Source organism: Streptomyces sp. NPDC057654 (genome assembly GCF_042800135.1).
In the GTDB taxonomy this organism is placed as follows: domain Bacteria; phylum Actinomycetota; class Actinomycetes; order Streptomycetales; family Streptomycetaceae; genus Streptomyces.
In genome coordinates, this window is record NZ_JBHVHQ010000230.1 from 1 (window position 1) to 10,556 (window position 10,556).

General features: G+C 71.1%; 10 protein-coding genes. 2 read left to right on the forward strand and 8 right to left on the reverse strand.

Going from position 1 to position 10,556, the window contains the following annotated elements:
* The 4 genes from ACFU99_RS18890 to ACFU99_RS18905 form a co-directional block, all read right to left on the reverse strand.
* Window positions 1-321 (reverse strand): PAS domain S-box protein (locus ACFU99_RS18890; protein WP_384393159.1); only part of this gene is annotated, 321 nt, incomplete at its 3' end.
* Between the two features lie 93 nt (window positions 322-414).
* Window positions 415-1,215 carry an HAD family hydrolase gene (locus ACFU99_RS18895; RefSeq protein ID WP_384393184.1) on the reverse strand — a complete coding sequence of 267 codons (801 nt, stop codon included), beginning with the start codon at window positions 1,213-1,215 and terminating at the stop codon, window positions 415-417.
* A gap of 14 nt (window positions 1,216-1,229) precedes the next feature.
* Entirely contained in the window at window positions 1,230-3,701 is a 2,472-nt protein-coding gene (locus ACFU99_RS18900; protein WP_384393162.1) for a phosphoribosyltransferase, read from the reverse strand.
* 29 nt (window positions 3,702-3,730) lie between these two features.
* Complete coding sequence (locus tag ACFU99_RS18905) at window positions 3,731-4,900, reverse strand: HpcH/HpaI aldolase/citrate lyase family protein (RefSeq protein WP_384393164.1); 1,170 nt, start codon at window positions 4,898-4,900, stop codon at window positions 3,731-3,733.
* 210 nt (window positions 4,901-5,110) lie between these two features.
* On the opposite strand from ACFU99_RS18905, the gene ACFU99_RS18910 reads away from it, so the two are divergent.
* Window positions 5,111-6,043 carry a TerD family protein gene (locus ACFU99_RS18910; RefSeq protein WP_384393166.1) on the forward strand — a complete coding sequence of 311 codons (933 nt, stop codon included), beginning with the start codon at window positions 5,111-5,113 and terminating at the stop codon, window positions 6,041-6,043.
* Between the two features lie 28 nt (window positions 6,044-6,071).
* Here ACFU99_RS18910 and ACFU99_RS18915 read toward each other — a convergent pair whose 3' ends face one another.
* From ACFU99_RS18915 to ACFU99_RS18930, 4 genes are all read right to left on the reverse strand, one after another.
* The gene (locus tag ACFU99_RS18915; protein ID WP_384393169.1) at window positions 6,072-6,818 is read right to left on the reverse strand and encodes a Tellurium resistance; all 747 of its coding nucleotides are present in this window, start codon (window positions 6,816-6,818) and stop codon (window positions 6,072-6,074) included.
* A 107-nt stretch (window positions 6,819-6,925) separates the two neighbouring features.
* Window positions 6,926-8,092: a DUF475 domain-containing protein gene (locus ACFU99_RS18920; protein WP_384393172.1), complete on the reverse strand. Its 1,167-nt coding sequence runs from the start codon at window positions 8,090-8,092 to the stop codon at window positions 6,926-6,928.
* A 49-nt stretch (window positions 8,093-8,141) separates the two neighbouring features.
* Complete coding sequence (locus ACFU99_RS18925; protein WP_384393175.1) at window positions 8,142-8,717, reverse strand: TerD family protein; 576 nt, start codon at window positions 8,715-8,717, stop codon at window positions 8,142-8,144.
* A gap of 397 nt (window positions 8,718-9,114) precedes the next feature.
* A complete protein-coding gene (locus ACFU99_RS18930) occupies window positions 9,115-9,966 on the reverse strand; it encodes a helix-turn-helix transcriptional regulator (RefSeq protein ID WP_384393178.1) in 852 nt (283 codons plus the stop codon).
* A 173-nt stretch (window positions 9,967-10,139) separates the two neighbouring features.
* On the opposite strand from ACFU99_RS18930, the gene ACFU99_RS18935 reads away from it, so the two are divergent.
* Window positions 10,140-10,469: an EthD domain-containing protein gene (locus tag ACFU99_RS18935; protein WP_384393181.1), complete on the forward strand. Its 330-nt coding sequence runs from the start codon at window positions 10,140-10,142 to the stop codon at window positions 10,467-10,469.
* Window positions 10,470-10,556 lie beyond the last annotated feature (87 nt).

Sequence of the window (10,556 nt, forward strand, 5' to 3'; positions counted from 1 at the left end):
GAACTCGATCGACAGCTTCCTGCCGTCCGCCGCCAGCGCGGGCACGGCCAACAGGTCGTCCGCGCCGTACCGGCTGGTGCCCTTCTCCATGGCCGTCCGGTAGCCGTCCCAGTGCCGCTGCCGGTGCTTCTCGGGGATGATCACGTCCAGGCTGCGGCCCTCGACCTCGGCGGCGGAGAAGCCGAAGATCCGTTCCGCGCCTTGGTTCCAGTAGCGGATCAGACCCTCGCGGTCGGTGATCACTATGCCGTCGGGGGCCTGGGCCGCCATGCCCAGCACCACCTCGGGGTCCAAGGGGTTCAAGGGACCCACGTTGTCCATGACGCCTCCAAGCCTGGCGATCCGTCGCCGTGACTGCACAGATCTTGATCCGATTGTATACAGTCGACCGTACCGCAGGCCACCCCCGTCGGCTCAGCCCTCCGCGACAGCCCCCGCGAAGGCCCGTACGATCTCCTCCCCCGCCGCCACCCCGCACGCCTCCACCGCCGTGACGTGCGGCGCCGACCAGCCCTCCGCCGCCAGCTCGCCGTGGCCGGGCCGCCAGCCGCGGTCCGCGGCGAGCAGCAGATCGGCGTCGAGGAGCGAGTCCCCGGCGGCGAGCACCGTCCCGGCGCCCGTACGGCGGGCCACCTCCGCGACGGCCGCGCTCTTCGTGAGCGGCTTCGGCACCGCGTAGACCTTGCGGCCCTGCACGGAGACCGTCCAGCCGCGAGCGTCGGCCCACTCCGCCAGCTCCTTGATCCAGGCGTCGGGCAGCAGGGCGCGCTCGACGACGAGATAGGCGAAGAGATCGGCCGCGGTGCGCTCCTTGAGCAGCCAGGCCGGGTCGGCTGAGCGCAGCAGATGGCCGCGGACCTCGTCGAGCCCGGCGCACTCGGCCGCCAGCGTCCGCCGCACCCGCGCCTGCCACTCGGCGTCCGGCTCGCCGCGTACGAGCAGCTGCCCGCCGTTGGCGCAGATCGCGAACTCCGAAGGCGGACCCGGGAGTTGAATGCGCTCGTACTGCTCGCGCGTACGGGTGGTGGTCGGCACGAAGTGCGCGGCCGAGCGCAGGCCGGCGAGCAGGGCGGCGGCGGTCTCCGTCAGATAGGACAGCGGCCGGTGCTCGTACACCTCGACGCAGACCAGCCGGGGCGCCTCGGCGTCCGGCATCCGCAGGTCGAGGGCGGCGGCGGAGTAGATCAGCGTGCGGTCGAGATCACTCGCGATCATGGTGGAGGGGGTGCTCACAGGGACGTCACCGCCCTGCCGTCCGCGCCCGTCGCACCGCGCGTGTAGCGCGGGTGGATCAGTCCGACGCAGCTGTACGGCAGCTCGTCGACCTCCTCCACCGGCACCCCGCGCTGTTCGGCCAGCAGCCGTACGTGCGCGAGATCCGCGCCCGCGCCCCGGCGGGCGAGGATCTTCCACGGGACGCGGCGCAGCAGTACGCGGGTCGTCTCGCCGACGCCCGGCTTGACGAGGTTCACGTCATGGATGCCGTACTCCTCGCTGATCCGCTCGACGGCCGCCCACCCCGCCCAGGTGGGCGTACGGTCCGTGGCCGCCAACTCCTTCGCGTCGGCGGCGACTTGCTCCTCCACCTCGTCGAAGCGGTCCTCGACGGCGTCCAGGAAGTGCCGGGACACGTCGGCGTCGGCCAGTTCGCGGTAGAACTTCGCGCCGTGGAAGTCGTCCGGCCCGACGAGGTCGGCGCGCAGCACGGTGCGTGAAATGAGCCCGGATACGGTCGAGTTGAGGCAGGCGGAGGGTATGAGGAAGTCGTCGCGCGTGCCGTAGGTGTCCACGCAGCCGCCGGGGTCGGCGAGCACGGCGATGCGGGGATCGAAGCCCGCACAACCCGCCTGATCTTCGAACTCCCGCAGGGCATCCGCGAGTTCGCGGGTGATCGCGCCCTTGCCCGTCCAACCGTCGACGAAGACGACGTCGGACGGGTCATGACGGTCCGCCAGCCAGCGCAGCGCGGTCGCGTCGATGCCCCGGCCGCGCACGATCGAGATGGCGTAGTGCGGCAGGTCCAGGCCGTGCGCGTGGCGCGCCCAGCGCCGCATCAGCACGCCTACGGGCGTACCGGCCCGCGCGAGTGAGACGAGTACGGGCCGGGGCGAGCGCTCGGCGAGCAGGGTCTCGGTGACCGCGCCGACGGCGCGCGCGATACGGGCGGCGGACGCGTCGAGCGCGGAGCGGAACAGCTCCTGGTACGCCTCGCTCGGCTGGTACTCCACCGGCAGCGACTCCGCGTAGTGCGCGCCGCCGTTCTGGACCGCCTCCTCGCGCTCCTCCGTGGGCGCTTCGAGCGCCACCGACGAGAGGTCCTGGAGCAGCCAGCCGACCTCGTCGGGCGCGTACGAGGAGAACTGCGGGCCGCGCAGCGGCTCCGGCATGGGGGGCGCCTGTCTTTCGGCTGCCGAAGGGGAATCGGCAGCGGGGCGGTAGGAGGGGATCACGGCCAGCAGCACCTGCCCCGCGTGTGCGGAGAGCTGCGCCAACAGGCCGTCAGGTACGTGGAGTTCGGGCGTGTCGGCGGTGGAGTCGACGACCGCCACCACGGCGTCGAAGCCGCCGCCCGCGACGTTGTAGGCGTACCGCTCGCCGGGCCCGTCGGCGGGCGCGTCGTGCGCGGGGAAGGCGAGGCGGGTGCGGATCGCGTAGCCGGGGTCGTCCACGGCGAGGACCGGTGAGCGGGTGGTGGTCGAGGAGTAGACCTCGGCGCGGTCGCCCACCTCGGCATCGAGCGCGTCGGCCAGCCGCAGCGGCGCGTACATCAGCTCTTCGAAGCCGAGGACGAGTACGCGCCGGGGGGCCGCGCCCGCATGGTCGAGCGCCTGCGCGATACGGGCCGCCATTCCCGGCAGCGCGCTCTCCAGCTCCGCCCGGTGCCGCGGTGTGAAGCCGTGCCGGCCGCCGTCGGGCAGCCCGTCGGGCCAGCCGATCTCCACCCGCCGCACGGTGCCACGCTCCCGCGGTGCGAAGCCCTCATCTGCCAACCCTTCATTTTCCGCGACAAGTTGGCGTCCCCGCTCCAGCACCCCCTCCGGCAGCCGCACCGCGCCCGTGGCCAGGGCCACCAGGTCGATGCGCGCGCCCAGTTCCGCCGCGAAGTCCGCGAGCCGCGCGCGGTCCGCCGGGGAGCGCATGTCGACGAGGGCGACGACGACGTACCGGTCGCGCGGGTAGCGGGCGTGCAGGGCGGCGATGGTGTTGAGGACCGTACGGCCGGTGGAGAACTCGTCGTCCACGATGACCAACGGGCCGTCGCCGCCGAGGAGACCGGGGTTCTCGGGGAGGAGGAGGTGGGAGGTGGCGTGGCTGTGCTCCTCCTCGAAGCCGCCGACGGGGGCCGTGCCGGCGACCGGGCGGCGGGTCGAGTGGAGGTAGGGGGCGAGGGCGAGCCCGTCCGCCGCGCTGTGGCCGAGGCCGGTGGCGGTCTCCGCGTAGCCGAGGACCACGGCGCGGGCGGCGTCCGCGTCGCCGAGCAGCTCCCGTACCCGGCGGCCGAGGCCGAGCCCGGCCCCGTACACGGCGGCGGGCCGCTGCGGCACATGCTTGCCGAGCACGTTGGAGACCAGCAGGTGGGCCCGTTTGGGGTTGCGCCGCAGCGCGAGGCCCAGCAGCTCCGGGAGCGCGGCGTCGCCGTCCAGCCCCACGCCCAGCCGGTCCGCGACCCACTGCCCCGACCACACCACGCCGTGCCCCATTCTCTCTTCGCCCTGTCCGCCGCACTCGTTCACGCGCTCCGCACCCCCGCCGCCAGCAGTTCCACGAAGCTGACGTCCTCCCGCGCGACGCCGAAGACCTCGGCGCGCAGCATGGTCCGCTCGGCCCACGCCCGGTGCGGCTTCACCTCGTTCATCTTGTTGGTGTAGGCGGACCGCAGCACTCCGCCGCCGTCGCGGCCGGGCCGCAGAATGTCTTCCGCGTCGCTGAACTCCTCGTGGCTCACGACGGACAGCGCGTGTACGGGCGCGACGTGGGAGGGGTGGATGCAGGTCTTGCCCTGGAGGCCGTTGGCGCGGTCGAGTTCGATCTCCCGCAGCAGCCCGTCGATGTCGTGCTCGATGAGGGCGGCGCGCAGCGCCTCCGCCGATCCGGCGAACGGGCTGCGGCGCAGCTGCGGCTTGAACATCCGCTCGTGCTGCCGGAAGTACTCCCATACGGGCCCGGTGACCGTGAAGCCCGTGCCGTCGGCGCGGCCGAGGACGTTGACGACGTCGGCTATGGCGGAGGCGACGAGCTGGACGTCGTACGCGGTCATGTCGGGCGCGCGGCGCAGCCCGTACGCGGAGCAGAAGTCCGTGACGCCGAGCCGCAGGGCGAGCACCCGGTCGCGGTACTTGTCGACGGTGCGGGCGATGCCGGCGAGCGTCTCGGTGCGGGTCTCCAGGTGGAGGAGTTCGGGCGATTCGAGTACGGGCATGGCGAAGAGCCGCCGTCCGCAGCCGCTCTCGGCGGCCAGCAGCGCCTCCAGGAAGGGGACGCCGCGCTCCTCGGTGAACTTGGGCAGGACGAACCCGGTGAGCAGCCGTCCGGCGCGGCCGAGGCGGCGGGTCAGGTCGGGTATCTGGCGGGGCGTGCGGACCCGGATGAAGAGCAGGGGCAGGCTCGCGTCGGCGCCGCGCCCGCCGAGGTCGGCGAACTGCCGCACGAGGTTCTCCTCGGCGCCCGGCACGTCGGAGTCGTCGATGGAGTCCTCCAGGCACAGCACCATGGAGACGACGCCCCGGCCGGCCTGTCTGACGATGTCGTCGGCGAGGCGGGGGCGGGTGGCGGGGCTGTAGAGCGTGGCGCCGAGGGCGGTGGCGAGGGTGCGGGCCGGGGAGGCGGCGGTGAATTCGCCGGGCGCCCGGTGGAACAGGGCCTCGCGTTCCGCGGGCGCCAGATATCCGAAATGCCTCATCGTTCTCTGTCCCGTTCTCTCCGTCGCGCGGCGGCCCTCCCTCGACCCGTCCGGTCCGGAAGCATGGCCGATTATCGTACGTCCGGCGGTGGGGCGAGAGTTCCCGGCGCGTCCGCACGGGCCCGGACCGGAGCCCCGGGGGCAGACCCCTGTGACCGTGCGGTCCCCCTGCGTTGTCCCCGCGCGGACACAGCAGGCAGGATGACGGGCATGACGCACGCGATGCAGAAGGGGTCGAACATCCCGCTGGAGGCCCGCGCGGTACGGACCGTACTGCGTTGGACCCCCGGTCCGGGCATCCCCGACGTGGACGCCTCCGCCCTCCTGATCGGCGACGAGGGGCGCGTGCGCTCGGACGAGGACTTCGTCTTCTACAACCAGCCCCGGCATCCGTCCGGCCTGGTGCGGCACCTGCCGAAGAAGCGGCTGGCGGAGGGGCTGACGGACACGGTCGAGACGGACCTCGCGGCGCTGGACGCCTCGGTGGACCGGGTGGTGCTGGCCGCCTCCTCGGACGGCGGCGCCTTCGGGCTCGTACCGGACCTGTGCGTCCTGCTGTACGACGCGGCGGCCGAGGACGGCGGCGAGCCCGTCGCCCGCTTCGAGGTGCAGCCGGAGACGGGCGACGAGACCGCGATGATCTGCGGTGAGCTGTACCGGCGCGGGGACGGCTGGAAGTTCCGGGCGCTGGGTCAGGGGTACGAGTCGGGGCTGATCCAACTGGCCACGGAGTTCGGCATCTCGGTGGACGAGGGGGAAGAGGGCGGCGAGGGCAGCGAGGGCGGCGCCCCGGCCGGGGACGGCCCGGCCGCCCCGCCGCCGCCCGAGGTCCCGGCCCGGCCCGCGCACGAGCCGGCCTCGGAGCTGCCGCCGGTCCCGGCCGTTCAGCCGGACGCCGGTCCGATGCCGGCCCCGGCGGCGGACGGCGCGCCGCAGGACCCGCCGCGGCCGGGCACGGGCTACGGCTACCCGCCGCCGCCCGCGGTCCCGCCGCAGCCGGTCGCGCCGCCCGCGCCCGCCTACGGGTACCCGCAGCAGCCTCCGGCGCAGCCGCAGCCCGCGTACGGCTACCCGCAGTATCAGCCGCTGCCCGACCCGGCGTTCCGGCTGCCGCCGCAGGGACCGCAGTTCCAGAACCGCTAGCGATACGGGCTCCGGGCGGCGCCGTCGCTCACACCTTGGACTTGAACCCCCGTCCCCACTGGAGCCCCCAGCCATAGAGCCGGTCCAGCTCCGCCTGGAAGCCGTACACGTACTTCACCTCGCGGCGCAGGGTCATCTCGCCCTTGTTGTTCTCCAGCAGCGCCACGGCGCAGGAGCGGGCCTGCGGCGCCCGCTCGGCGAGCGAGATCTCCACGCGGGGGCCGTTGCCGGGGTAGAGGGTGACCATGGCGTGCGTACGGTCGAAGGCGGGCGTCCCGTCGTAGATGTAGACGAAGATCAGCAGCCGCTTGATGTCCTCGTGGTGGTCCATGTTGACGTAGATCGTCTCGCCGGACGGGGAGCCGAACCGGTCGTCGCCGCTGAGCTGCACGTACGGCGCGCTGTTCAGGCTGCCCATGAAGTTGCCGAGGGGCTGTACGACGCCCTTGCTGCCGTCCGTGAGCTCGTACATGCAGGCGAGGTCGAGGTCGACGTTGACGACCGCGGGGCCCTGGGACTGGACGACCTCCGGGCGGAACTTGCCGAAGGGGTGGCGTATCCCGCCGCCACCGCCGCTGTTCATCTTCTCGTCGAAGTCGGAGGTGCGCATCCGCCAGGACAGGTTGACCCGCAGGTTGCCGGTGAGGGCGTTCTGCTTGGTCAGGGAGACCGAGGGATGCCGCTTGGTCAGTTCGACGGCACCGGACGAACCGCCGCTGTCGAACTGCTGCGCCGCTCCGCTCCAGTTGCTGAAGAAACCGCTCCAGAATGCCACTTAACGCACACCCACCTCTCACCCCGCTAGGGCCAACTGCCGCGGGGCGGCCGGGAGGTTGAACCTCACGACCGCCCCGCTCAGAGCGTTCCTCAAACTTACCGTCGTCACACTCCGGAGGTGACCTCGGCCTTGTTCTCGGAGTTTTCTCCCAAGGCCTCTTGTCGTCGGTTTCTGACGAGAGACGACCAGAAGGAGGCGGCGATCAGAAGGACGCCGATGCCGCCGGTGATGACCTCGTTGATCTCGTACTTGATCGTGACGAGCAGGAGGACGGCGAGCGCGCCGATCGCGTAGTGCGCGCCGTGCTCCAGGTACACGTAGTCGTCGAGGGTCCCCTTGCGGACGAGGAAGACGGTGAGCGACCGGATGTACATCGCGCCGATGCCGAGACCCAGCGCCATCTCGAAGACGTCGTTGGTGATGGCGAACGCGCCGATGACGCCGTCGAAGGAGAAGGAGGCGTCGATGACCTCCAGGTAGAGGAACATGAAGAAGGCGGCCTTGCCGACGAGCCCGACGACGGAGGGCCCGTTCTTCTTGTCCGCCGCGGCGCCCTTCGGGGCCCCTTCTGCCCCTTCTGCCCCTTCTCCATCGGCTTCCTCCATGTCCTCCAGCCGGTTCTCGAAGAAGCTGGAGATGCCGCCGACGATCAGATAGGTGACCAGGCCGCCGACGCCGGCGAGCAGCACGGTCGCGCCCTTGTCGATCGTGCCGTGGCCGCCGTGCACCGGCACGGAGGTGGCGACGGTGGTCGCGGCGATCATGAGGACGACCATGGCGACGACGACGGAGAGGGTCTCCAGCTTGCCCAGCTTGGCGAGCGGCTTCTCCAGCCAGCGCAGCCACTGGATGTCCCGGTCCTCCAGGATGAAGTCCAGGAAAATCATCAGCAGGAACATTCCGCCGAACGCGGCGATCGCCGGGTGGGCGCTGGTGACCAGAGATTCGTAGCGATCGTGGTCGTTGATCGCGACGTTGACCGCCTCGATCGGGTTGAGTTTGGCGGTGATGGCCACGATGACCACCGGGAAGACGAGCCTCATACCGAAGACGGCGATCAGGATGCCGATGGTGAGGAACATCTTCTGCCAGAACGGGCTCATCTTCCGCAGGATGCCGGCGTTGATGACCGCGTTGTCGAACGAGAGCGAGATCTCCAGGACGGAGAGGATCGCGACGACCGCCAGCCCCTGCCACCCCCAGAGCAAGCCGGCCAAGGCGAGGCCGGCGGCTGTGATGCCGAACGACCAGCCGAATGTTCTGAGGAGCACTGGCTACTCAATCCTTCTCTATGAGGATTCCCCCGCGTCGAGCGCGGCTTTACGAAACGTTGACCCCGAAGTCTAGAGCGATGCCGCGGAGACCGGACGCGTACCCCTGGCCGACCGCACGGAACTTCCACTCTCCGCCATACCGGTAGACCTCGCCGAAGATCATCGCCGTCTCGCTGGACGCGTCCTCGCTCAGGTCGTACCGCGCGAGCTCGCTGCCGTCGGCCTGATTGATCACACGGATGAAAGCGTTGCTGACCTGGCCGAAGCTCTGGCCGCGCAGATCGGCCTCATGAATGGAGACCGGAAAAACGATCTTGTCGCAGCCGGCGGGCACCTTGGAGAGGTCGACCAGAATCGTTTCGTCGTCGCCCTCGCCCTCACCGGTGAGATTGTCGCCCGTGTGCTCGACGGAGCCCTCGGGGCTGGTGAGGTTGTTGTAGAAGACGAAGTACTCGTCCCCGAGCACCCGGCCCGACTGGCACAGCAGTGCGCTGGCGTCGAGGTCGAAGGGCGCCCCGGTGGTGGAGCGGGCGTCCCAGCCGAGTCCGATGGTCACATTCGTGAGGTTCGGCGCGGCCTTGGACAGGGAGACGTTGCCTCCCTTGGCGAGCGTTACGCCCATGGTCTTGGTTCCTCCCCGCGGTGGGTGTCCTGGCGCGTCCGGCGCCGCACTCCGCCCCAGGGTGCCTCTCGGGAAGCCCCTCGGACTGCTGCCGAAAGTCAGCAGCGGGAGTACGGCGCCGGACGCCGGTGAAGCTGGTCAGACGTCGACGCCGGACGTCTGCGAGAGCGTCTCTGAACTGCGTAATCCGTAATCGGAGGCTACCCGGTCCGGTGCGGAATCAGCATGATGTTGATCCAAATCGATCCGGTGAGCACTACCACACCGCCGACGCTGTCCGCGAGACGCCCTGCCCTCAGGGTGCACCACGCCGGGCCAAGGGCGAAACGGAGGCCGCACGGCCGGGGCCGGGCGTACCGCGACCGCCGACGGGCGAGGGCCGCACGCGCCCGAACCCCTACCCGGGTACGTCCATGCGCTGCGTACCGATCACCGACAGCAGCCGCAGCGCCTCCTCCGCGGGGGAACCGGGCTCGACCGTATAGATCACGACCTGCTGGTCCTGGTCGGTGATGTCGAGGAGGTCGCAGTTGAGGGTGATGGGGCCGATCAGCGGGTGGTCGACGGTCTTGCGCAGGGCGGACTCGGGGCGCACGTCGTGGGCCGCCCACACCCGGGCGAACTCCGCGCTGCCGGAGAGGAGGTCGCCGACCAGCGTGGCCACCTCGGGGTCGTCGGGGTAGCGGGCGGCAGTGGCACGCAGCCGCCGGGCCGCGGCGCGGGCGAACGCCTCCGCGTCGAACGGGTCGTACAGCGGCCGCTCCCGCGACGGCGGCGCGAGGTAGGCACGGCGCAGGAGGTTGCGCTCGCGCCGGGACAGCGGGGAGAAGTCCTCCAGGAGGGCGGCGGCCAGGTCGTTCCAGGCGATCACCTCGTAGGTCGCGGAGAGCACGATCGCCGCGGTGTGCGGCAGCCGCCGCAGCAGGTCGAGGATGCTCCGCGGCACTTCACGCGAGGGCCCGGCCGGCGGGCCGGGCGGCGCGCCCGCGAGGTGGTGCAGATGGTCGCGCTCGGCGTCCGACAGCCGCAGGGCCCGGGCCAGACCGGCGAGCACCTCGCGCGACGGCCGCGGGCCGCGGGCCTGCTCCAGCCGCGTGTAGTACTCGGTCGAGATGAACGCCAGCTGCGCCACCTCTTCGCGGCGCAGCCCCGGCGTGCGGCGGCGCGGCCCGGCGGGCAGACCCACGTCGGCAGGGGCGATGCCCTCGCGCCTGCCGCGCAGGAAGCCGGCCAGTTCTCGTCTGTCCATACCTCCAGTCTGCGTCCGGCCACGGGGCCCAGCCAGGTACCGCTGGTGCCTGGATCGGCCTCTCTGCCGAGCGCAGGCTTATCACCACGCACAGCGGCGCATTCCGGTCAGTGATACCGGGCGCCGACGGCTCACCGCCCATCGAAGAGAAAAGGCCGGCCATCATGATTAAAATGGTCATCACCCTGAAGCGTCGCGAGGGCATGACGCATGACGAGTTCACCCACTACCAGCGGAACATCCACAGGCCGCTGCTCATGTCGATCCCGGAGGCGGAGCAGTACATCCGCCGATTCGTGGTGTCGTATCCGGTCCCCGCGCCGAACTATCCCGAGCCGGATTACGACTCGGTGGTCGAGGCGTGGTTCGACACGATGGACGACCTCAACGCGTTCTACTTCTGCGAGAACTTCCTCAAGACCGTCGACCCGGATCACGAGAACTTCATCGACCTGAACTCATTCGGACGCGTCATCTCCGAGGAGGAAGTCGTCATCGGCTAGGGCCCCCGACCTCCCGACCGGAGGCGGGGCCGCGTCCGATGAATGCCACGAGCGGCGGGGAACGCATAAGGGGGCGGACCCCAACGG

Coding starts and splice junctions, on each gene's coding strand:
- ACFU99_RS18930 (WP_384393178.1), bottom strand. CDS start 9,966: ATGGACAGACGAGAACTGGCCGGCTTCCTGCGCGGCAGGCGCGAGGGC.
- ACFU99_RS18895 (WP_384393184.1), bottom strand. CDS start 1,215: ATGATCGCGAGTGATCTCGACCGCACGCTGATCTACTCCGCCGCCGCC.
- ACFU99_RS18905 (WP_384393164.1), bottom strand. CDS start 4,900: ATGAGGCATTTCGGATATCTGGCGCCCGCGGAACGCGAGGCCCTGTTC.
- ACFU99_RS18935 (WP_384393181.1), top strand. CDS start 10,140: ATGGTCATCACCCTGAAGCGTCGCGAGGGCATGACGCATGACGAGTTC.
- ACFU99_RS18900 (WP_384393162.1), bottom strand. CDS start 3,701: ATGGGGCACGGCGTGGTGTGGTCGGGGCAGTGGGTCGCGGACCGGCTG.
- ACFU99_RS18925 (WP_384393175.1), bottom strand. CDS start 8,717: ATGGGCGTAACGCTCGCCAAGGGAGGCAACGTCTCCCTGTCCAAGGCC.
- ACFU99_RS18910 (WP_384393166.1), top strand. CDS start 5,111: ATGACGCACGCGATGCAGAAGGGGTCGAACATCCCGCTGGAGGCCCGC.